The organism is Streptomyces sp. NPDC002156, assembly GCF_053593675.1.
On sequence record NZ_JBSFDA010000166.1, the window covers coordinates 1 to 22,455 of the forward strand.

Genomic DNA, 22,455 nt, shown 5'->3' on the forward strand with positions numbered 1-22,455 from the left:
GTCAGCCCGTCCGGCGTTTGAGGACAAGGGGGTTCGGGGGCGGAGCCCCCGAGGATGGGACGGGTAGGGGCGGCGGGGGCGAGAAAAGCCTTGTCAGGCCGCCGCAGCCACCCGCGCACCCCGCGCCGCCCGAGACCCCATCACCGTGATCCCCACAACCCCGAGCACCGCCAGCAACCCGACCCCCACGGTCCCCGACCAGCCCCCCGCGTGGAACGCCACCGCGCCCACCGCACTGCCGACGCTGGAGCCCAGGTAGTACGCCGACTGATACAGCGCCGACGCCTGCGCCCGCCCCTCCTTCGCCGTATGGCTCACCGCCGACGACGCCACCGCGTGCCCCGCGAAGAACCCCGCCGTGATCAGCACCAGGCCCAGGAGAACCAGCGCCAAGGTGTCCGACAACGACAACAGCAGGCCCGACGTCGTCGTGCCGCCCGCCAGGTACAGGGCACCCCGCCGCCCCAGCCGCGCCACCAGCTTCCCCGCCGTGGACGCCGACACCGTACCCACCAGGTACACCAGGAAGATCGACCCGACCACACCCTGCGGCAAGCTGAACGGCGCCTCCGTCAGGCGGTACCCGATCACCGTGTAGACCCCGCCGAACACCGTCATGAACAGTGCGCCGATCGCGTACAGCCGTCGCAGCAACGGGTTAGCCAGGTGCGTACGGACCGTGCGCACCAGGACCTTCGGGCGCAGCGAGCCCTTGCGGAAGTGCTTCGGCGCCGGCAGCAGCAGCCGGAACGCCACCGCGCAGCCCACCGCGACCACACCGATCACGGCCACCGCCGCCCGCCAGCCCCACTCCTGCGCGACCCAGCCCGTGATGACCCGACCGCTCATCCCGCCCACGCTGTTCCCGGCCACGAACAGACCGATCGCCGTGATCAGGGCCTTGGGACGGACCTCCTCGGCCAGATATGCCGTCGCCGACGCCGGCAGTCCGGCCAGTGCGGCGCCCTGCACCGCCCGCAGCGCGATCAGCGTGCCCAGCGACGGGGCGAAGGGGACCAGCAGCCCGACCGTCACCGCGACAGCGAGCGACGCCGTCATCAACGTACGCCGACCGAACCGTTCCGACAGGGCGCTCATCGGGAGGACGAACAGGGCCAGCGCGCCGGTCGCCGCCGACACCGTCCAGCTCGCGTCGCTCGCCGCCACCCCGAACTCGCCGGAGATCAGCGGCAGCAGTGCCTGCGTGGAGTAGAGGAGGGCGAAGGTCGCGACGCCCGCGAGGAAGAGCGCGAAGCTCATCCGCCGGTAGCCGGGCCCACCCGGGGCCATACGGGAGTCGGAGACGGGGCGTGAAGGAGAGGCGGCACCCACAAGCATGGGCGCCTCGGTACTGGCAGCAGGCATACCTCGAAGTTACGTACGCCCCCGTTCATCCGTCCAATGCACGGAAACCCCATAATCGTTCCCATGGTGCATCAGCAGAGGTCAGCAGCTCGCCTGTCACCGTCCAGTGACACAGAAGACATCGTCACCCTCCTCGCCCCACGGCTCTCCTACTTCGCCGGCGTCGCCCGCACGGAGCACGTCACGCGCGCCGCCCAGGAGATGCAGGTCCCGCAGTCGACGCTCTCCCGGGCCATGGTCCGCCTGGAGCAGGATCTGGGCGTCGATCTGTTCGCCCGCCGGGGGCGGACCGTCTCCCTCACCCCCGCCGGCCGTACGTTCCTCGGCTCCGTCGAGCGGGCCCTCGCCGAGATCGAGCGGGCCGCCGACGAGGTACGCGCCGACGCCGACCCCGCCACCGGCAAGGTCGCCTTCGGCTTCCTGCACACCATGGGCGCCGAGACCGTCCCGGGCCTGCTGCACGCCTTCCGCGCCGACCATCCCCGCGTCCGCTTCACCCTCGTACAGAACTACGGCGAAGCGATGATCGAACGCCTCCGCTCCGGTGAACTCGACCTCTGCCTCACCTCCCCGGTCCCGGACGCCCCCGACCTGGTCGCCCGTCGCCTCGACGAACAGAAACTCCGCCTGGTCGTCCCCGCCGACCACCGCCTCGCCACCCGCAGAAGAGTCCGCCTGGCGGAAGCAGCAGAAGAAACCTTCGTCACCCTCGAACCCGGCTACGGCCTTCGCCGCATCACCGACGATCTGTGCCAGCAGGCCGGCTTCCGCCCGCGCATCGCCTTCGAGGGGGAGGAGGCGGAGACGCTGAGGGGCTTGGTCGCGGCCGGGCTGGGCGTGGCGCTCCTGCCTCCACCGGCCGTTCCCCGCCCGGGAGTTGCAGAACTGACGGTCACATCACCGAGAGCAGCCAGGGAGATCGGAGTGGCTTGGCTGGACGGCCACCCGGACACTCCACCGGTGGCCGCCTTCAAGAAGTTCCTCTTGGCAAGAAAGGGCAACCTGCTGCCTTGAGAAGGGGCAACTCGCTACCTGCGCAAGGGTGACGTGCCTGCTTTTAGGGGCGCGGGGAACTGCGCGACAAGCCCCCACTCACCCGCACTCCGAACACAACCCCAACCACCCCGAACCTACCGCCTCAAAGACTGCCCGAACCCCGCAGCCAACGGCATCCTCAACCCCAACGGCGGCGGAGCCACCAGCGCATCCTCGACCGGCCGAGAAAACCCCCGCCCGAACAGAACCCCCATCACGAAGTCCTCCGCCAACGCATGCACTTCCTGCCGGTACTGATGCAACCCGTGCCCATCCGCATGCACTTCGAACCGACAGATGTCCCGGTTCGCCTTCTTCGCCCGCGCCGCGAACCGGAACGACAGTTCAGGATCGGTCCGTTCGTCGTTCGTGCCGTGCACGATCAGGACCCGCCGCCCGCTCAGCTGGCGTACGGGTTCCGGTGGTGCCGCCATGTCGTCCTCGGGGAGCCAAGGCGCCAGCGCCAGCACCGAGTTGACGGCCTCGTGGTCCGCCGCGCGCAGCGCCGCCCGGCCGCCCATGTCGACCCCGGCGAGGCACACGGAGACATCGCCGTACCGCCGGACGATCTCGTCGGCGGCCCAGCGCGCGTCGTGCGCGAGCTGCGCCTCGCTGCCGTTCCAGCCGCGGTAGCGGTAGTGGACGACGTGCACGGCCAGTCCGTCCGTACGGCCCGCGCGGGCGAGCCGACGGCCCAACGCCCTTACGGAGGCGGTCGCCAGTACGGGCGACGGCCTGCGGCTCGATACCTCGTCACCGGCGGGAAGCAGCAGGACGACGCCGCTGACCGAGGCCGGCTCCGGTCCCAGTGCCCTCCCCAGCCGGGCCTGTCGCACCGGCGTCACTTGGTGTGCCATGACAGAACAGTGTCAGAAGCAATGGTGTACGAGACCGGTCGGCACGGTCACCATTACGTATCGGCGGAAACGTACAGGCGAAGAAACGGAGAACAGGACAGGTGATCTACGCGCGTAGGAGTTAGAGTGCGGAAATGACGAGCGAGAGTGATCGGACGACGAGTCAGACCAGTCAGCAGACGACCCAGAGCGCCGGCGCCGGCGCGAACCCCGGTCCCGGGCCCAGCCCCACCCCCGACCAGATCCGCCGCGCCCCCAAGGTCCTCCTCCACGACCACCTCGACGGCGGACTGCGCCCCGGCACCATCGTCGACCTGGCCCGGGAGACGGGGTACTCCCAACTCCCCGAGACCGACCCCGACAAGCTCGGCGCCTGGTTCCGGGACGCCGCCGACTCCGGGTCCCTGGAGCGGTACCTGGAGACCTTCGCCCACACCTGTGCCGTCATGCAGACCCGCGACGCCCTCGTCCGGGTCGCCGCCGAGTGCGCCGAGGATCTCGCCGAGGACGGTGTCGTCTACGCCGAGGTGCGGTACGCGCCCGAGCAGCACCTCGAAGCCGGGCTCACCCTCGAAGAGGTCGTCGAGGCCGTCAACGAGGGCTTCCGGGAGGGGGAACGGCGGGCTCGTGAGAACGGCCACCGGATTCGGGTCGGAGCGCTGCTCACCGCCATGCGGCACGCCGCCCGCTCCCTGGAGATCGCCGAACTCGCCAACCGCTACCGCGACTTGGGCGTCGTCGGCTTCGACATCGCCGGTGCCGAGGCCGGCTTCCCGCCCACCCGGCACCTCGACGCCTTCGAGTACCTCAAGCGCGAGAACAACCACTTCACCATCCACGCCGGCGAAGCCTTCGGGCTCCCCTCCATCTGGCAGGCCCTCCAGTGGTGCGGCGCCGACCGGCTCGGCCACGGTGTACGCATCATCGACGACATCCAGGTCCAGGACGACGGCACGGTGAAGCTCGGCCGCCTGGCCTCCTACGTGCGTGACAAGCGCATTCCCCTGGAGCTGTGCCCCTCCTCCAACCTCCAGACCGGCGCCGCCGCCTCCTACGCCGAACACCCCATCGGGCTGCTGCGGCGGCTGCATTTTCGCGCGACCGTAAATACTGATAATCGGCTGATGTCAGGTACTGGAATGAGTCGTGAATTCGAGCACCTTGTCGAGGCGTTCGGTTATACGCTCGACGACCTGCAATGGTTCTCGGTCAATGCTATGAAGTCAGCATTCATTCCTTTCGATGAACGACTGGCGATGATCAATGACGTCGTCAAGCCCGGATACGCCGAGCTGAAATCCGAATGGCTGTTCCGGCAGACCGCCTCCACCAGCGGTTCTGTCGGGGAGTAGGGCTGATCGGGGGCGGTCGGAAAGCGGTCGGTCCGTGCGACTCCGCCGCTTTTCGCTGTTTGCGGCGGACGGCCCGGCATGTTTACGGTCTTGGACCGCTCACATCCCCGTCATCGCATTCAAGGACGCATTCACTATGAAGCAGTCTGCTGCCAAGACCCTCGGTGTCGCCGCTCTCGGTGCCGCCTTCGCCGCGGCGGGTGCGGGTGCCGCCAACGCCGCCCCGGCCCTCCCCGCCCTCCCGGACTCCGCCGCGCTGGGCACCGTGACCCAGACGCTGCCCGTGGAGAGCGCGTCGCAGGCACTGCCGGGTGCCGCCGAGGCCGTCGCGCAGGGGCAGACCGCGCTCGGCGCGGGCGTCGAGGCCGCGCAGCCGGTTGTCGCGAAGCTGGTGTCCGAGGGCCCGACCGCGCCGGTCGCCGGTCTGCTCGGCGGCCTCCCGCTGCAGGGCCTGCCCACGCACGGCCTCCCCGTGAACGGCATTCCGCTGGGCTGACCCACCCTGTGAACGCGCCGATGGGGCGCACCTCCGTGGCCCGGGGGTGCGCCCCATCGGCGTGCGTGCGGGTCGATCGACTACCAGGCGGCGCGGGCCTTGTCCTCGTACTTCTCGGAGGGGAGCAGGATCCACAGGGCTATGTAGAGCAGGAACTGCGGGCCGGGCAGCAGACACGAGAGCACGAAGATCACGCGCATCGTCGTCGCGGACATCCCGAAGCGCCGTGCCAGCGCGGCACACACTCCGCCGATCATGCGGCCGTTGGTGGGGCGGGCAAGGCGGGCCATAACGTCTCCTATGCGAGTTCGCGTTCGAGTTCGGTGAGTGACAGGGCCTGCCCGGCTTGTCCGGGCGGCTCATCTGTACTCAACGTTACGGACGCACAGGGGACGAAGCGTCGCTCTACGGGGCGATCCCGACCCTGGGAATCGTCGGGGTACGACCCTGAGTCGCTTCCTCCGTACGGATGGTCGCCCGGCGCCTGCGGTCGCTCCTGCGGCGCAGCCAGGACCGTACGGCGGGCACCACGGCGACATGGGCGAGGCCCACACCCACCGTGTTCAGGAGCAGCGAGTCGACGTCCACGACCTGACCGGGTACGCCGGTCTGCAGCAGCTCGATGCCGAGCGACAGCATGGCGCCCGCCATGACCGTACGGAAGAGGGAGCCGAGCGGGGACGCGTCGAGGCGTCCGCCCGCCATCGGGAGCAGCACACCCAGCGGGGCCAGCAGTGTGAGCCCCTCCGCGATGCGCCGGGCCGCCTCCTGCCAGCCGAGGGCCAGGTCGGCCCGTATGCCCGCGAAGGGGCGCAGATTGGCGGGCAGCTGCCACGGGACGTCGAGGGGGCGCAGCGTGAGCCAGGCGACGAGCGCGAGATGGGCGACGAGGAGGACACCTCCCGCCGCGCGGATGCGGATCGCGGCGCTTTGGCCGCCCGAGCGTTGACGCTGCACGTCCCCCAAGACGCGGGGGTCGGCACGATCGGTTCCGGGGTGCCCCGGGGGAGGGGGTGAGTCATGTGCCACACGGCGCCTTCCGGGGGTGGGTGGTTCGTTGGCTGCGGGCCGGTGGGGGCTTGTCGCGCAGTTCCCCGCGCCCCTGTCGGGGGGCGCTGCGCGCCTCCAGGACCGGTCAGCTGCCGTCTACCCCCGACGACGGCGGAACCTGGGCGCCCGGGCGCGACCGGACCTCCGGTGTGCAGGTGTATCGGCGCAGGGGGTCTGTGTTCGGGCCGCCGAGGACTACCGAACCGTCTCCCTCGGCTGCTGCCGAGTCGGAGAAGGTGCAGACGATCTGGGCGAGGGCGTAGGAGGCCAGGTCGTCCGGGGACGTGCTCAGGCGGAGGGTGTCCTCGGGGTCCTGTGGGCCGGGGCCGGTCACGCTCATGCCGTCGCGTACGTCCGTCGTGTAGCCCGCCTCGGTCTCGTCGGCGGACGGGGTCGCCGCCAGCTCGTCCAGGAGGCCCTGGGCCACCAGGACGCGCCGCTCGGCCTCCCCCGTGCCATCCGGGACGCGTACCGAGCGGTCGACGGTGACCAACTGGGAGGCGCACAGGAGGAACACCTGGACGGGGACGCCCCTGGCCGACTGCGCGGCGGCGTCCGACGCGGAGGGCGCGGCGACGTCGGAGAGGGAGCACGGGACCCGGGAGGGCGCCGGACCGAAGTCCGTCGGGACCTCGGTGGCGCGGATCCCGCAGCCGGTGAGCAGCGCGGCGAGCAGCGGCACGACCAGCCCCCGGCGCACGCCCCGCGCGGACGGCAGGCCTCGCATGGACCGCCGGACCAGCACGTCCCGCAGGCCGTGCACGCCCCGCGCGAACCGCAGGCCCAGCACGCTCCGCGCGTCCAGCGAGCCCTCCAGGCCCCGCGCGCCCTGCCCACCCCGTACGCTCCGTACGTTCGTCACGCGCCCTCCCCGTTGCCGTTCGCGCCGTTCGGGTCGGGCGGGGTCTCCGTCAGGGCCGACGGGTCCCTCGGCAGCCGCAGGGTGAACACCGCGCCGCCCTTCGGGGAGTTGGCGGCGGTGATCTCGCCGCCGTGGATGTGGGCGTTCTCCAGGGCGATGGACAGGCCCAGGCCGCTGCCCTCGGAGCGGGGGCGGGAGGCGCTCGCCTTGTAGAAGCGGTCGAAGACGTGCGGGAGGACGTCCTCGGGGATGCCCGGGCCGTGGTCCTGCACCTCGATCAGCAGGTCGGCGTCATCGTCGGACACGCGCACCGACACCCGTACCGGCGAGCCGCCGTGCTTGAGGGCGTTGCCGATGAGGTTGGCCAGGATGACGTCCAGGCGGCGCGGGTCGAGGCGGGACATGATGCCGCGCTCGACGTCCAGGTCGACCGCGTCCAGCCAGGCGCGGGCGTCGATGCAGGCGGTGATCTGGTCGGCGATGTCGACGTAGTCGAGGACGAGGCGGGCGGTGCCCGCGTCGAAGCGGGTGACCTCCATCAGGTTCTCCACTAGGGAGTTGAGCCGCCGCGTCTCGCTCACCACCAGCTTCACCGCCGGTTCGATCATCGGGTCGATGCTGCCGGTCTCCGCGTCCAGTTCCTCTTCGAGGATCTCCGTCACGGCGGTGATCGCGGTGAGCGGCGTACGCAGCTCGTGGGACATGTCCGCCACGAACCGCCGCGAGGCCTCGTCCCGGGCGCTCATGTCGGCCACCCGCGTCTCCAGCGCCTCCGCCGTGTGGTTGAACGTCCGGGCCAGGTCGGCCAGTTCGTCCGTGCCCGACACTCGGAGGCGTGTGTCCAGTTTGCCCTCGCCGAGTCGGCGGGCCGCGATCCCGAGGCGGTGCACCGGCTTCAGTACGGTCGTCGCGGCGGCCTGCGCGAGCAGCGCCGAGCCGATCAGCGCGAGGCCGGTGGCGATACCCAGCGACCAGGCAAGCGAGTTGAGGTCCTTCTCCTCGGGCTCCAGCGACTTCAGCATGTAGCCGGCCGGCCCCCCGCCGATCACCTTCGTGCCCGCGACCAGGTACGGCTTGTCGCCGTCTATGGTCCGCTGCCAGTACAGGTGGTACGGGTACTTGTTGCTCGACGTGATCGACTGCTCCTTGCCGACCGCCGTACGCAGCGACTTGGGCACGTCCGTCAGCGAAAAGGTGTCCAGCGCCCCGGAGTTGCCGACGACCGTCCGCCCGCTGTCGTCCTCGGCGACCAGCAGCACACTGAACCGCTGGCTGCTGGCGGCCATCTGGCCCGCCGTGTGCTGGAGTTCGTCCTGCGTGGGGTGGGCCGGCAGCGCGCCCGCGCGGTTCTGCATCTCCTGCTGGAAGTCGCGCAGCACCGCGTCCTGCGTACGTGTGAGCACGGCCTCGCGGTTCAGCCAGTACGCGATCCCGGACGCCGACACGGCGGCCGTCAGCGCCACCAGGCCGAACACCACGACCAGCCGCAGCCGCAGGCTGGTGAAGCGCAGCCCGGAAAGTATCGCCTTGCGCGCCGCGGCCCAGCCGCGGAGCTTGTCCTGCGGTTTCGTCACTGAGGCGAGTCCAGCCGGTAGCCGACGCCACGGACGGTACGGATCAGCGTCGGCGACGACGGCACGTCCTCGACCTTCGCGCGCAGCCGCTGCACACACGCGTCGACCAGCCGTGAGTCGCCCAGGTAGTCGTGCTCCCAGACCAGCCGCAGCAACTGCTGCCGGGACAGCGCCTGACCGGGCCGCCGGCTCAGCTCCAGAAGCAGCCGCAGCTCGGTCGGCGTCAGCTGCAGATCCTCGCCGTTCTTAGTCACCGTCATCGCCGAGCGGTCGATGACCAGCGAACCGAAGGACGCCGAGTCGTTGGACTCGCGCTCCCCGCGCCGCAGCACCGCACGGATACGGGCGTCGAGCACCCGCCCCTGCACGGGTTTGACGACATAGTCGTCGGCGCCGGACTCCAGCCCGACCACCACGTCGATGTCGTCGCTGCGCGCGGTGAGCAGGATGATCGGCAGCTGGTCCGTGCGCCGGATGCGCCGGCACACCTCGAATCCGTCGATTCCGGGCAGCATCACATCCAGGACGATCAGATCAGGCCGCTGCTCACGCAGCAGTTTCAGACCGTCCTCACCGGTGGCAGCGGTGGCTACCCGGTGGCCCTGGCGCGTCAAAGACAGCTCCAGTGCCGTACGGATGGCGTCGTCGTCCTCGATCAGCAACAGGGAAGGCACGGATGCATTCTGGCCCATGGCCGGGCCGGGCTGCGACTGCCAGGCGATTGTCGGGTCATTGTCCGGCGATTGTCGGGTGATTTCGGGGCACCCCGGGTACATATCGCCCCTCACTGTGGGCCAGCTGTGCGTGCGCTGAGCCGTTCCTGCGGAAGGGGCCCTGTTGCACGCCTGTGACAGTCGGCGGACACCGTCATGAAGTGGCTTGGGCAAGCTTCTCGGCACAGGCAAGGAAGCACCACGAACCAAGCCGGAGTCCGGGTAAGTCCACGACGGGGGGCGCGAGATGAACACGCTGCACAGCACGAGCGCGAACGCAGTGATCACGCGTCTGCACGACGTCACCCGGGTCACTGAGAAGTCCGGTGCCGTGAACGGGCGGGGGTGCGTTCGCGGCACCGGGCGTCAGCACACGACGTACATGTCGGTGGTTGACGCACACACGGGGGGAAGCGGCAGCGGTACCACGGGGGGTACGGGGGCCGCGTACAGGGAGGAATCCACGGGGGAGCGCCGTTCGCTGTCGGAGGCGGAGTTCACCGCCTACGTCCAGGAGCGCCGCGCCTCCCTGTACGCAACCGCCTACCACCTCACCGGTGACCGCTTCGAGGCCGAGGACCTGCTCCAGAGCGCGCTGTTCTCGACGTACCGCGCCTGGGACCGGATCAGCGACAAGGCCGCGGTCGGGGGCTACCTCCGCCGCACCATGACGAACCTGCACATCAGCGCGTGGCGCCGCCGCAAGCTGAACGAGTACCCGACCGAGGAACTGCCGGAGACGGCCGGCGACACGGACGCGATGCGCGGCACCGAACTGCGCGCGGTCCTGTGGCAGGCGCTGGCCCGGCTGCCCGAACTCCAGCGGACGATGCTGGTCCTTCGTTACTACGAGGGCCGCACCGACCCGGAGATCGCGGAGATCCTCGACATCAGTGTCGGCACGGTGAAGTCCAGCATCTGGCGGTCGCTCCGCCGGATGCGCGAGGACGAGGTCCTCAGCTTCGGCCGTGACGAGGAGGAGTCCTTCGGGGAGCTTGTCGCCTGAAGGCCTGGGGGGCACCGCTCGGGGGAGCGGTGAAGACGGGGGAGCAGTAGACGGGGGAAGCACGGGGGAGCACCCGGCCCGCCGCCGGGGCGCGTGAACGACAAGGAGGCCGCTGCCCATGTCCACGTCGTCGTCCCAACCTCGAACTCGTGTGGGGGTATGGCTGATCGGAGCCCGCGGCTCCGTCGCCACCACCGTCGTCGCGGGCTGCGCCGCCGTGACAGCGGGCCTGCACCGCCCCACCGGCATGGTCACCGAAACACCCCCGTTCACCGACTGCGGCCTCCCGCCCCTGTCCGCCCTCGTCTTCGGCGGCCACGACACGATGGACTGCCCACTCCCGAAACGCGCGGAGGCACTGACGGCGGCAGGAGTCCTGCCGCACGGCCTCACCTCGGCCATCACCTCCGAACTGGCCGAGGCGGAACGGGAGATCAGACCCGGCGCCCCCACGCCCGGTGAGCTGGACCGAACCCCTGACGACCTGGTGGCTGCCTTCGCCGCAGACATCCAGGACTTCGTACGACGCCACGCCCTGGCCCGCGCGGTCGTGGTGAACGTGGCCTCCACGGAGCCCATTCCGACCGGCACAGCACTCCCGCCCAGCTCGTTGTACGCGGCAGCGGCCCTGCGCGCGGGCTGCCCGTACGTCAACTTCACCCCGTCGACGGGCCTGCACCACCCGGCGCTGGCCCGGGCGGCGGAGACGAGCGGTCTCCCCTACGCAGGCCGAGACGGCAAAACAGGCCAGACGCTCCTCAGGTCGGTCCTCGGCCCGATGTTCACGCAACGGGCCTTGGAGGTCCGCGCCTGGTCGGGCACCAACCTCCTCGGCGGCGGCGACGGGGCATCCCTCGCCGACCCCTCCGCGGCGGCGGCGAAGAACGCCGGCAAGGAACGCGTCCTCGCCGACACGTTGGGCACAACACCGGAGGGCACGGTCCACATCGACGACGTTCCGTCCCTCGGCGACTGGAAAACCGCGTGGGACCACATCGCCTTCGACGGCTTCCTCGGCACCCGCATGGTCCTCCAGACCACCTGGCAGGGCTGCGACTCGGCCCTGGCGGCCCCCCTGATCCTCGACCTGGCCCGCCTCACTGCCCGCGCCCACGAGGCCGGCCTCTCCGGTCCCCTTCGCGAACTCGGCTTCTACTTCAAGGACCCGGTGGGCGAGGGGCCGTCGGGGCTGGGGGAGCAATACGCGGAGCTGGTGGGGTTCGCGGGGCGGTTGGGGGGTGGGGGAGGGGCGTTGGTGCCGGCGGGGCTGGCGGGGTCTATTGAACCGGCGGGGCTTTCGGGACCGGCAGGGCCCAGTGAACCGGCCGGGCCCACGGATCCGGCGGGGCCCACGGATCCGGCGGGGTCCACGGATCCGGCGGGGCTTTTGGGATCGGCCGGGCTCACTGATCAGGCCGGGCCTTCGGATCCGGTGGGGTTTGTGGGACCGGTCGGGCCTTCGGATCCGGTGGGGTTTGCGGTACCGGTCGGGCCTTCGGAACCGGCAGGGTCTTCGGGATCAGCGGGGCTTTTGCGACCGGCGGGGCCTTCAGGGCCGGCCGAGTCGTCGGGATCGGCCGAGTCGTCGGAAGCGACGGGGCTTTCGGGACCGGCAGGGCCTTCGGATCCCGCCGAGCCTTCGGGATCGGTCGGCCCTTCGGGTGTGGGGCCGGGCCAGGACGCGGACGCCTGGGCGGAGGGACCCCGGCCGAGGGGGCCCCTGGGCACGCGACCGGCCGACGGAGACGGGGAACGCCGGTGAGCACGCGACCCGACGGGACCCACCGAGACGGCGCCCGGGACCGGGGCAAGCACGCACGCGCCCGGTCCAACGCACCGTACGACGCCTCCGCCGCCACCTCCCTCCGCTTCGGCTACGGAACCAACGGCCTCGCCGACCTCCGCCTCGACGACGCCCTGGGCCTGCTCGCCGACCTCGGCTATGACGGCGTCGGCCTGACCCTCGACCACATGCATCTCGACCCGCTCGCCCCCGACCTCCCGGCCCGCACCCGGCAGCTCGCCCGCCGCCTGGACACCCTCGGTCTGGGCGTCACCGTGGAGACCGGCGCCCGCTATGTACTCGACCCGCGCCGCAAACACGGCCCCTCCCTCCTCGACCCCGACCCGGACGACCGCCGACGACGCGTCGACCTCCTGCTCCGGGCCGTGCGAGTCGCCGCGGACCTAGGCGCCCACGCCGTGCACTGCTTCAGCGGCATCACCCCCGCCGGCACGGACCCGGACACCGCCTGGCACCGACTGACCGACGCCCTCGCCCCCGTCCTGGACGCGGCCACCGCAGCCGGCGTCCCGCTCGCCGTCGAACCCGAACCCGGCCAACTCCTCGCCACCATCGCCGACTTCCACCACCTCCGCCACGCACTCGACGACCCGGACGCCCTCGGCCTCACCCTCGACATCGGCCACTGCCAGTGCCTCGAACCACTCCCTCCCGCCGACTGCGTCCGAGCCGCCGCACCCTGGCTGCGCCACGTCCAGATCGAGGACATGCGCCGCGGAATCCACGAACACCTCCCCTTCGGCGACGGAGAGATCGACTTCCCGCCCGTACTGGCCGCACTGTCCGCCACCGGCTACCAGGGCCTGACCGTCGTGGAACTCCCCCGCCACTCCCACGCGGGCCCTCACTACGCCGAACACTCCCTCCACTTCCTCCGCCGAACGGCGCCCTCCGCCCCGACGGCCCCAGCTCCAACGGCCGTCGCCGAAGGGAGCACCCCATGACCCAGCCCCACGTCGGCCCTGGCACCCCCCTCGCCGACCTCCGCACCCAACTCACCCCCCACCTCACCGAACCCGCCCGCGCCTGGCTCGCCCGCGCCCTGGACGAGGCAGCCGCCCGCTCCGGCGCCCACGGACCCATCTCCGCCTGGGAGTTGCGCCTCGCCGAGGCCGGTCGCCGCTGCGGCACCGATCACGCGGACGCCGTACGCGTCCTGATCCTGCACGCCGCCCAAGCCGGCCCGGACGCCCTCACCCGCGTCTACCGGCAGGGCACCGCCGCCGAACGCCGAGCCGTCCTGCACTCCCTGCCCCACCTGGTCCCCGGCCCCGACGCCCTCCCCCTCGTCGAGGACGCCCTGCGCACCAACGACACCCGCCTAGTCGCCGCGGCCGTCGGCCCGTACGCCGCCCGGCACCTGGACGCCCACAACTGGCGCCACGCCGTACTGAAGTGCCTGTTCACCGGAGTGCCCGTCGACGCCGTGGCCGACCTCCACCACCGGGCCCGTGCCGACACCGAACTCGCTCGCATGCTCGACGACTACGCCGCCGAACGCACCGCCGCCGGCCGCCCCGTCCCCGAGGACCTGCACCGAGTCCTGGCCCTGACGGCGTCCGAAGCCAAGGAGTCCTGATGCGCATCTTCGACCCCCACATCCACATGACGTCACGGACCACCGACGACTACCAGGCCATGCACACCGCAGGTGTCCGCGCCGTCGTCGAACCCTCCTTCTGGCTCGGCCAGCCCCGCACCTCGCCCACCTCCTTCCTCGACTACTTCGACTCCCTCCTGGGCTGGGAACCCTTCCGCGCCGCCCAGTACGGCATCGCCCACCACTGCACGATCGCCCTCAACCCCAAGGAGGCGAACGACCCCCGCTGCGCCCCCGTCCTCGACGAACTGCCCCGCTATCTCGTCAAGGACCGTGTCGTCGCCGTCGGCGAGATCGGCTACGACTCGATGACCCCCGCCGAGGACACCGCCCTCGCCGCCCAGCTCCAGCTCGCCGCCGACCACGAGCTGCCCGCGCTCGTCCACACCCCGCACCGCGACAAGCTCGCCGGCCTGCGCCGCACCCTCGACGCCGTACGGGAGTCCGCGCTGCCCCCGGAGCACGTCCTGCTCGACCATCTCAACGAGACCACCGTCAAGGAGGCCAAGGACGCCGGCTGCTGGCTCGGCTTCTCGGTCTATCCGGAGACCAAGATGGACGAGGAACGGATGGTCGCGATCCTCCGCGCCTACGGGCCCGAGCAGGTGCTGGTCAACTCCGCGGCCGACTGGGGCAGAAGCGACCCCCTCAAGACCCGCAAGGTCGGCGACCTGATGCTGGCGGAGGGCTTCACCGAGGACGACGTCGACCGCGTCCTGTGGCGCAACCCGGTCGCCTTCTACGGCCTCAGCGGCCGACTGGACCTCGATGTCGACGCGACCGACGCCACCCACGAGGGCAACTCCATCCTGCGCGGCGGGGAGTGAACGATGCGCTTCCGCCACCCCGACGGCTCCACCGTCCACCTCGCCTACTGCACCAACGTCCACCCCGCCGAAACCCTCGACGGCGTCCTCGCCCAACTCCGCGACCACTGCGAACCCGTACGCCGACGCCTCGGCCGCGACCGCCTCGGCATCGGACTGTGGCTGGCCAAGGACGCCGCCCACGCCCTGGTCACCGACCCCTCCGCCCTGCGCGGCCTGCGCATCGAACTCGACCGGCGCGGCCTCGAGGTCGTCACCCTCAACGGCTTCCCGTACGAGGGTTTCGGCGCCGAGGAGGTCAAGTACCGCGTCTACAAGCCGGACTGGGCCGACCCCGAGCGGCTCGCCCACACCACCGACCTGGCCCGGGTCCTCGCCGGTCTCCTCCCCGACGACGTCACCGAAGGCAGCATCTCCACCCTGCCGCTCGCCTGGCGCACCGCATACGACGGCGAGCGCGCGGCCACGGCCATGACCGCCCTGGGCACCCTCGCGGAACGCCTCGACGCCCTCGCCGAACTCACCGGCCGCTCCATCCGCGTCGGACTGGAACCGGAACCCGGCTGCACCGTCGAGACCACCGCCGACGCCATCGCCCCGCTCAACCAGATCGGCCACGACCGCATCGGCATCTGCGTCGACACCTGCCACCTCGCCACCTCCTTCGAAGATCCGCACGCCGCCCTGGACGCGCTCACCGAGGCCCGCGTCCCCGTCGTCAAGTCCCAGCTCTCAGCCGCTCTGCACGCCGAACACCCCCATCTCCCCGAAGTCCGCGAGGCCCTCGCCGCCTTCGACGAACCCCGCTTCCTGCACCAGACCCGCACGGCCACCGCCGCCGGACTGCGCGGCACGGACGACCTGGGCGAGGCCCTCAAGGGCGACACCCTGCCCGACGCCTCCCCGTGGCGCGCCCACTTCCACGTCCCGCTCCACGCGGCCCCTGCCGCACCCCTCACCTCCACACTCCCCGTACTCAAGTCCGCCCTGACCCGGCTCGTCGGCGGCCCGCACCCCCTCACCCGCCATCTGGAGGTCGAGACCTACACCTGGCAGGCCCTCCCGCCCGAACGACGGCCCCGCACCCGCGCCCAGCTCGCCGAAGGCATAGCCGCCGAACTCACCCTCGCCCGCGACCTGCTGACCGACCTGGGCCTGAAGGAGCTGCCATGAGCCCCAGCCCCGCCGGCGAAGACCCCGTACCGCCGAAGGCCCCCGCACAGTCGGAGCCCCCGGCACCCTCGGAGGCCCCGTCGCCTCCAACCCAGCCGCCTCCAACCCCGGCACCACCAGAGCCCGTACCTCCGGACCCCGCACCCACTGACCTCGTCCCTCCTGACCCCGCACCCACTGAGCGCGCACGCAGTGCCCCCGCACCCACCGACCCCACTCCCCTCCTCGTCCTGGACGTCGTAGGCCTAACCCCCCGTCTCCTCGACCACATGCCCCACCTCAAAGCCCTCGGCCAGTCCGGCTCCCGTGCCCCGCTGGGCACCGTCCTGCCCGCCGTCACCTGCGCCGCCCAATCCACCTTCCTCACCGGCACCGTCCCCTCCGAACACGGCATCGTCGGCAACGGCTGGTACTTCCGCGACCTCGGTGACGTACTCCTGTGGCGGCAGCACAACGGACTCGTCGCCGGCGACAAACTGTGGGACGCAGCCCGCCGCGCGCACCCCGGCTACACGGTCGCCAACATCTGCTGGTGGTACGCCATGGGCGCCGACACCGACATCACCGTCACCCCCCGTCCGATCTACTACTCCGACGGCCGCAAGGAACCCGACTGCTACACCCGGCCCCCGGCCCTGCACGACGAACTCACCGCCAAATTCGGCACGTTCCCCCTGTTCCACTTCTGGGGCCCCGGCGCCGACCTCACCTCCAGCCGCTGGATCATCGACGCGACCCGGCACATCCTGCGCACCCGCCGGCCCGACCTGGCCCTGTGCTACCTCCCCCATCTCGACTACGACCTGCAGCGCTTCGGCCCCGACGACCCGCGCTCACTGAAGGCCGCCGCCGACCTCGACGCGGCCATGGCCCCGCTCCTGGACGACGCCCGGGCCGAAGGCCGGACCGTCGTCGTGCTCTCCGAGTACGGCATCACCCGCGTCGACCGGCCCGTCGACATCAACCGGGCGCTGCGCCGCGCGGGACTGCTCGAAGTGCACACCCAGGACGGCATGGAGTACCTCGACCCGATGGCGTCACGCGCCTTCGCCGTCGCCGACCACCAGATCGCCCACATCTATGTGCGGCGACCGGAGGATCTGGAGAACGTCAAAGGAGCGCTCGCCGAGCTGCCCGGGATCGAGCAACTCCTCGACGACGAGGGCAAGAAGACCCACCATCTCGACCACCCGCGCGCCGGCGAACTCGTCGCCGTGGCGGAGCCGGACGCCTGGTTCACGTACTACTACTGGCTCGACGACGCACGCGCGCCCGACTTCGCACAGCTCGTCGAGATCCACCGCAAACCCGGATACGACCCGGTCGAACTCTTCATGGATCCGCGCGACCCCTACGTCAAGGTCAAGGCGGCGACCGCACTGGCCCGCAAGAAACTCGGCCTGCGCTACCGCATGGCGGTCGTGCCCCTGGATCCCTCACCTATTCGCGGCAGCCACGGCCGCCTTCCGGCGAGCGACGACGACGGTCCGCTCCTCATCTGCTCCACCCCCCGTGCCGTCGACGGCCGTATCGCGGCCACCGACGTGAAAGCACTCCTGCTCCAACTGGCCGGTCTCTCCTGACTGGTCACAAGTGAAGCACTCACCACTGACAACGCCCTCCGATCCCGAGGAGTTCCAGCAATGAGCCGCATCCAGCACACCGACCCCGAACTCGCCCACCGCCTCAGCAGACGAAACATGCTCGGCGTGGCCGCGGGCGCCACCGCCGCCGCACTCCTGGGCGCCGCCGCGGCACCCGCCGGTGCCGCCACCCAGACCGCGTCCGGCGGCGCGGGCCGGGGCCGTCCCGTCCTGCCGCCCGGCCGGCTCGGCATCCAGCTCTACAGCCTGCGCGACAAGGTCTCCACGCTGGGCTTCGCACCCGTCTTCGCCGAACTGAAGAAGTACGGCTACGACGAGGTCGAGTTCGCCGGATACACCCAGGGCTCGGCGGGCCCCATCACCCTCGCCCAGCTCAAGCGACTGGCCAGCAACAACGGCCTCAACCCGATCGGCAGCCACGTCGGCTACTACTCCAGCGACCCGAACGCGTACACCTTCGCCCAGAACCTGAACAAGGTCCTCGACGACGCCCAGGCCCTCGGCCTCAAGCACATCGGCACCGCCTCCGGTCCGTTCCGCTACGGCTCCACCGTCGACGCCTGGAAGCGGGCGGCGGAGGAGTTCAACACGTACGGCGCGGCGGCCAGGGCACGCGGCATGAAGTTCTACCAGCACAACCACTCCGAGGAGTTCTCCTTCGCCACCGACAACCCGAAGGTCCGGCTGTACGACGTACTCCTCGCCGAGACCGACCCCAAGCTCGTGTACCTGGAGATGGACATCTTCTGGGCCTACTCCGGCCAGTTCCGGTTCTCCAAGCGTCCCGACGGCACACCCGCGCCGTTCGAGCCGCTGAACTACGTACTCAGGCAGCCCCACCGCTACCCGCTCTTCCATGTGAAGGACGGCGTCAGCGACCCCGGCAACCAGTACGGCTACCGCATGACCGACGTCGGCGACGGAGACATCGACTACCAGCGGTTCATCTCCGCCGTGACCCGGCTGCGCGGTGAGCGGCTGGCCCACCACTGGCAGGCCGAGCACGACAACCCGACCGAGTCCTTCACCTTCGCGCGCCGCTCCAGCGAGCATCTGCACTCGCTGCGCGAGAAGTGCTGACGGACGGCACCGTGTGCGCATGAGGAGGCCCTCCCGGGGTCGGCGGATTCCGGGAGGGCCTCCTCACGCGCGCGTGCCGTTCATCCCGCGGGCTGCGGCTCCGCGGTCCGGGCGGCCGTGCCGTGCCCCGGCTGCCGCAGCAGCAGGGCGATCCCGGCCGCCACCATGGAGACGGCGCCGGCCAGGGCGTACGCCCCGTTGTACCCCCACCCCAGGCGGCCATCACCATGGAGCCGAGGCCGCCCCCGAACAGGCCGCTGATCAGCTTTCCGCTGTACACCAGCCCGTAGTTGGAGGCGTTGTAGTTCTCCCCGAAGTAGTCCGGGGTGAGTGCCGCGAACAGTGGGTAGAACGCACCGCCGCCGAAGCCGGAGAGGAAGGCGAAGAACAGGAACAGCGCCTCGCTCCTGACATCGCCCGACCAGATCACGCCGAACTGGGCGAGGCCCAGGACGACGATGACGAACACCAGGGTGGGCTTTCGGCCCCACCTGTCGGACAGCCAGCCCACGACACCGCGCCCGATGCCGTTGATGACCGCCATGACACCCATGGACGAGGCGGCCACCAAGGGGCCGAAGCCCACCTCCTTGGCGAAGTCGATCGCGAGGACCACGATCACGATTTGACATCCTCGCCTGCGTGAACGCAGGCGATTGCGGTCAGCACCGTTACTGCAGTGCTCCCTTGGGTTCCTGCTTCATCGGCCCCTGCCACCCGAGGGTGGTCTGACAAGGTCTCCACAGGCTTGACGTCCCGCCAGTCCGGCGGTAGGTCCGCCAACTGCGTTGTCGGACAACGCGACTTTAGCGGTGGTGCTGCGGCCTTCCGGGCCGACTGCCCTTCACCTCCACCCTGAGGATGGAGCGCTGGACAAGTGTTCGGCAGTGAACGGCAGCGATCCGTACGCGAACCCGCCGTTGACGAACCCGGTCCTCGCTCCCCGGCGCTCGGGGAACCACTTGCCGACCATGTTGATGCAGGTCGCGTAGACCAGGCCGGCGCCGATGCCACCGACGACGCCGAAGCCCAGGATCGCCAGCCAGACGTTGCTCAGGTGCGACAGGGCGAGGAAACCCAGGGCGCACAGCCCCGAGCCGATGTACATGGCTCTACGGGCCGTGAGGACGCCCTTCTCCCGCAGCCAGCCCGCGGGGAAGGCGATGCCGGCCTGGAAGAAGACCCAGACGCTGAGGATCCAGAAGGTGTTGCTCTGCGTCCAGCCGTGGGCGTGGGACAGGGTGTCCTCCGCCGAGCCGTACGCGTATTCGAAGACGCTGATGGCCATCATGGCGATCCACGGCAGGTACACCATGAGCTTGCGGGAGTGACCGAGGATGTCCCGGTCGGTCTCGCCGACGCGGTAGACGCGGCCTCGGGAGTCGGTGACTTCTCGGTAGGGACGGTGTGCGGCTTGTGAGTCGGACGACGAAGTGTTCGTCGCGAGGGGATCTGCCGTCATCTCAGGGGAATTCCTTTGTGTCAGGCCAGTTCCTTGCCGGTGGGTCAGGCCATTTCCTCGCCGAGCGGTTGGGGGTTGGGGGAGACCCGGCGGGCGGCCGTCGGCTTGCCCGGCGCCTTCAGGAACACGGCGAGCACCGCGGAGGCCAGACCGATGCAGCCGGCCAGGACGAACGCGCCCTCGTAGTCCCAGTTGTCGACGACGACCGCGCCCACTCCGGAGCCGACGAGGCCGGAGATGAGCTTCGAGCTGTAGACCATTCCGTAGTTGGAGGCGTTGTTGTTCTCACCGAAGTAGTCCGCGGTCATGGCCGCGAACAGCGGGAAGATCGCCCCGCCGCCGAAGCCGGAGACCATCGAGCAGAACAGGAAGAACGGCATGCTGCCCATCTGGCCGGAGACCAGCACACCGAACTGGGCCGTGCCCAGCACGAGACACACGATGATCAGCGTGTTGCGCCGCCCGTAGCGGTCGGATATCCAGCCGATCACGCCGCGACCGGTGCCGTTGACGATGGCCTTCAGGGACATCGCCGTGGCCACGATCCCGCCCGCGAAGCCCATGTCCTTGCCGAACGGCACCTGGAAGGCGATACCGAAGATGTTGATGCCCGCCGTGCAGAGCAGGCAGAACCACATCATCCACAGGACGGGCTGACGGGCGGCTTCCTTCGGGGTGTACTGCTTGACCGCCGGCGGGTTCTTCTCCAGCGCCCGGCGGATCTTCGGGTCGTCGGTGGCCTTGAGCGGGTCGACGTGCGAGGGCCACCAGTTCTTCGGCGGGTCCTTGAAGAACCAGCCGGCCGACGCCACGACCAGGCACAGTCCGACGCCTACGCAGGCGAGCACGGTCTGGTAGTTGCTGATGTCCATGTACGAGGTGAACAGGAACACGAAGGGCACCGAGCCGTAGGCGAAACCGCCGTTGACGAAGCCCGTCTTGCCGCCCTTGCGCTCCGGATACCACTTGCCGACCATGTTCACGCAGGTCGCGTAGACCAGACCGGCGCCGATACCGCTGCACATGCCGAAGCCGAAGTAGGCCACGAGCACGTTCGGCGCGTACGCCAGTGAGACGTAGCCGAGCATGGTGCCGACCGCGCCGATCATCATCGCCGTACGGGCCGGCAGCCTGCCGCTCTCCCGCAACTGACCGGCGGGGAAGGCCACGGCCGCCTGGAAGAACACCCAGACGCCCATCAGCCAGAAGATGTGTCCGCTGTCCCACAGGTGGGCCTCGTGGAGGGTGTCCTCCGCGGACGTGAACGCGTACTCGGCGGAGCTGATGCCCATCATGCCGATCCACGGCAGGATGACCATCCACTTGCGCCCACGGCCCATGATGTCGACATCGGATTCTCCGATGCGGTACTTGCGGCCGTTGGGATCCGTCACCTCCCGGTACGGGACGGACGTCGAGTAGTCGATGGTTGTCATCTTGGTCAAGACTCCTTGCGTCGAAAGATCTGGCCAGCGCCCCCTGTCCAAATGCCTTTCGTGCGCGCATGGGTCCCGGGGCTGCCGACGCGCACCGTCGGCCGCTCCCTGTGCTCGGTTACGTCATGAACCGCCCCCCAACAGCCGGACGGCTCCGCACCTTCACCTTCGCGGTGCGCTCCAGGGCCCCCACGTCAGATCACCCCGCTGGACCTGAGCAGGCGCAATTCCTCGTCGCCCAGGCCGAGTTCGGCGATGAGGATTTCTTCGGTGTGCTGGCCGAGGAGGGGCGGGGTGGTGACGTGGGTGGGGGAGTCGGAGAGCTTGAGGGGGTTGCCGACGGTGGTGAACTCACCGCGTTCGGGATGCCCGACCGTGACGATCATGTCGTTCGCGGCCAGCGAGGCGTCCTCGATGATCTCCTTCGTGGACAGGATCGGCCCACACGGAATGCTGTATGCGTTCAGCCGCTCCAGGACCTCCCACTTCGGCAGCGTCGAGGTCCACTCCTCGATCAGCTGGAACATCTTCGCCAACTTCGGCAACCGCGCCTCCGGCGTCGCCCACTCCGGGTCGTCGGCGAGTTCCGGACGGCCGATCAGCTGCGCGAGGGGTTTCCAGCCCGGCGGCTGCACGATGACGTACACGTAGTCGTTCGGCCCGCCCGGCGCACACCTGACAGCCCACCCGGGCTGACCGCCCCCCGACGCGTTCCCCGAACGCGGCACCTCGTTACCGAAATCGTCGTTCGGATACTCCGGCAGGGGTCCGTGCGCGAGGCGTTGCTGGTCGCGCAGCTTGACCCGGCACAGGTTGAGGACCGCGTGCTGCATCGCGACGTTCACCCGCTGCCCCCGCCCCGTCGACTCCCGCTGGAACAGCGCGGCCAGAATCCCGGCCACGGCATGGATGCCGGTCCCGGAGTCCCCGATCTGCGCGCCGGTCGCCATCGGCGGACCGTCCGGGAACCCGGTGGTCGCCATGGACCCGCCCATCGCCTGCGCGACGACCTCGTAGGCTTTGAAGCCGGTGTAGGGGCCGTCTCCGAACCCTTTGATCGAGGCGTACACGATCCTGGGGTTGATCTCCCGGATCCGGTCCCAGGTGAAGCCCATCCGGTCCACCGCACCCGGCCCGAAGTTCTCCACCATCACATCCG

General features: G+C 70.3%; 19 protein-coding genes and 2 pseudogenes. 11 read left to right on the forward strand and 10 right to left on the reverse strand.

The window, feature by feature from the left end; all coding sequences use genetic code 11:
* Positions 1 to 93: 93 nt before the first annotated feature.
* Positions 94 to 1,365, reverse strand: coding sequence for an MFS transporter (locus ACWCRB_RS40375; RefSeq protein ID WP_451000822.1), 1,272 nt, complete (start codon positions 1,363 to 1,365; stop codon positions 94 to 96).
* A 63-nt stretch (positions 1,366 to 1,428) separates the two neighbouring features.
* Here ACWCRB_RS40375 and ACWCRB_RS40380 point away from each other — a divergent pair, with 63 nt between their 5' ends.
* Positions 1,429 to 2,379, forward strand: a complete 951-nt coding sequence (locus tag ACWCRB_RS40380; protein WP_451000823.1) for a LysR substrate-binding domain-containing protein — start codon at positions 1,429 to 1,431, stop codon at positions 2,377 to 2,379.
* A gap of 116 nt (positions 2,380 to 2,495) precedes the next feature.
* On the opposite strand, the gene ACWCRB_RS40385 is transcribed toward ACWCRB_RS40380, so the two are convergent.
* Complete coding sequence (locus ACWCRB_RS40385; protein ID WP_451000824.1) at positions 2,496 to 3,257, reverse strand: alpha/beta hydrolase; 762 nt, start codon at positions 3,255 to 3,257, stop codon at positions 2,496 to 2,498.
* Positions 3,258 to 3,391: 134 nt separating this feature from the next.
* On the opposite strand from ACWCRB_RS40385, the gene ACWCRB_RS40390 reads away from it, so the two are divergent.
* Positions 3,392 to 4,609, forward strand: coding sequence for an adenosine deaminase (locus ACWCRB_RS40390; RefSeq protein WP_451000825.1), 1,218 nt, complete (start codon positions 3,392 to 3,394; stop codon positions 4,607 to 4,609).
* 136 nt (positions 4,610 to 4,745) lie between these two features.
* Positions 4,746 to 5,105, forward strand: a complete 360-nt coding sequence (locus ACWCRB_RS40395) for an ATP-binding protein (protein ID WP_369037530.1) — start codon at positions 4,746 to 4,748, stop codon at positions 5,103 to 5,105.
* Between the two features lie 80 nt (positions 5,106 to 5,185).
* On the opposite strand, the gene ACWCRB_RS40400 is transcribed toward ACWCRB_RS40395, so the two are convergent.
* The 5 genes from ACWCRB_RS40400 to afsQ1 all read right to left on the reverse strand — a co-directional run bounded on the left by ACWCRB_RS40400 (position 5,186) and on the right by afsQ1 (position 9,265).
* The gene (locus ACWCRB_RS40400; RefSeq protein WP_389358675.1) at positions 5,186 to 5,395 is read right to left on the reverse strand and encodes a PspC domain-containing protein; all 210 of its coding nucleotides are present in this window, start codon (positions 5,393 to 5,395) and stop codon (positions 5,186 to 5,188) included.
* Positions 5,396 to 5,510: 115 nt separating this feature from the next.
* A complete protein-coding gene (locus tag ACWCRB_RS40405; protein ID WP_451000826.1) occupies positions 5,511 to 6,062 on the reverse strand; it encodes a VanZ family protein in 552 nt (183 codons plus the stop codon).
* A gap of 178 nt (positions 6,063 to 6,240) precedes the next feature.
* Complete coding sequence (locus ACWCRB_RS40410; RefSeq protein ID WP_451000834.1) at positions 6,241 to 6,882, reverse strand: hypothetical protein; 642 nt, start codon at positions 6,880 to 6,882, stop codon at positions 6,241 to 6,243.
* 131 nt (positions 6,883 to 7,013) lie between these two features.
* Entirely contained in the window at positions 7,014 to 8,591 is a 1,578-nt protein-coding gene (locus ACWCRB_RS40415; RefSeq protein WP_451000827.1) for an ATP-binding protein, read from the reverse strand.
* Positions 8,588 to 9,265 carry a two-component system response regulator AfsQ1 gene (gene afsQ1 / locus ACWCRB_RS40420; protein WP_198655456.1) on the reverse strand — a complete coding sequence of 226 codons (678 nt, stop codon included), beginning with the start codon at positions 9,263 to 9,265 and terminating at the stop codon, positions 8,588 to 8,590. Before afsQ1 ends, ACWCRB_RS40415 begins: the two co-directional genes overlap by 4 nt.
* A 286-nt stretch (positions 9,266 to 9,551) precedes the next feature.
* Here afsQ1 and ACWCRB_RS40425 point away from each other — a divergent pair, with 286 nt between their 5' ends.
* From ACWCRB_RS40425 to ACWCRB_RS40460, 8 genes and pseudogenes are all read left to right on the forward strand, one after another.
* Complete coding sequence (locus ACWCRB_RS40425) at positions 9,552 to 10,310, forward strand: SigE family RNA polymerase sigma factor (protein ID WP_451000828.1); 759 nt, start codon at positions 9,552 to 9,554, stop codon at positions 10,308 to 10,310.
* A gap of 118 nt (positions 10,311 to 10,428) precedes the next feature.
* Positions 10,429 to 11,586, forward strand: a pseudogene (locus tag ACWCRB_RS40430) (inositol-3-phosphate synthase); the annotation flags it as partial.
* Positions 11,587 to 12,068: 482 nt separating this feature from the next.
* Positions 12,069 to 13,058: a sugar phosphate isomerase/epimerase family protein gene (locus ACWCRB_RS40435; protein ID WP_451000829.1), complete on the forward strand. Its 990-nt coding sequence runs from the start codon at positions 12,069 to 12,071 to the stop codon at positions 13,056 to 13,058.
* On the forward strand, positions 13,055 to 13,693 hold the full coding sequence (locus ACWCRB_RS40440) for an EboA domain-containing protein (protein WP_451000830.1): 639 nt from the start codon (positions 13,055 to 13,057) through the stop codon (positions 13,691 to 13,693). Before ACWCRB_RS40435 ends, ACWCRB_RS40440 begins: the two co-directional genes overlap by 4 nt.
* The gene (locus tag ACWCRB_RS40445; protein WP_451000831.1) at positions 13,693 to 14,541 is read left to right on the forward strand and encodes a TatD family hydrolase; all 849 of its coding nucleotides are present in this window, start codon (positions 13,693 to 13,695) and stop codon (positions 14,539 to 14,541) included. The genes ACWCRB_RS40440 and ACWCRB_RS40445 overlap by 1 nt, the downstream gene beginning before the upstream one ends.
* A gap of 3 nt (positions 14,542 to 14,544) precedes the next feature.
* Positions 14,545 to 15,714 carry a metabolite traffic protein EboE gene (gene eboE / locus ACWCRB_RS40450; RefSeq protein WP_451000832.1) on the forward strand — a complete coding sequence of 390 codons (1,170 nt, stop codon included), beginning with the start codon at positions 14,545 to 14,547 and terminating at the stop codon, positions 15,712 to 15,714.
* Positions 15,715 to 15,944: 230 nt separating this feature from the next.
* Positions 15,945 to 17,297: an alkaline phosphatase family protein gene (locus tag ACWCRB_RS40455; RefSeq protein ID WP_451000835.1), complete on the forward strand. Its 1,353-nt coding sequence runs from the start codon at positions 15,945 to 15,947 to the stop codon at positions 17,295 to 17,297.
* A 60-nt stretch (positions 17,298 to 17,357) separates the two neighbouring features.
* Positions 17,358 to 18,398 carry a sugar phosphate isomerase/epimerase family protein gene (locus ACWCRB_RS40460; RefSeq protein ID WP_369031232.1) on the forward strand — a complete coding sequence of 347 codons (1,041 nt, stop codon included), beginning with the start codon at positions 17,358 to 17,360 and terminating at the stop codon, positions 18,396 to 18,398.
* A gap of 80 nt (positions 18,399 to 18,478) precedes the next feature.
* On the opposite strand, the pseudogene ACWCRB_RS40465 reads toward ACWCRB_RS40460, so the two are convergent.
* From ACWCRB_RS40465 to ACWCRB_RS40475, 3 genes and pseudogenes are all read right to left on the reverse strand, one after another.
* A pseudogene (locus ACWCRB_RS40465) lies at positions 18,479 to 19,860 on the reverse strand (OFA family MFS transporter).
* Positions 19,861 to 19,904: 44 nt separating this feature from the next.
* Positions 19,905 to 21,296 carry an OFA family MFS transporter gene (locus ACWCRB_RS40470; RefSeq protein WP_451000836.1) on the reverse strand — a complete coding sequence of 464 codons (1,392 nt, stop codon included), beginning with the start codon at positions 21,294 to 21,296 and terminating at the stop codon, positions 19,905 to 19,907.
* 194 nt (positions 21,297 to 21,490) lie between these two features.
* A partial coding sequence (locus ACWCRB_RS40475) for a formyl-CoA transferase (protein ID WP_451000833.1) occupies positions 21,491 to 22,455 on the reverse strand: 965 nt, incomplete at its 5' end.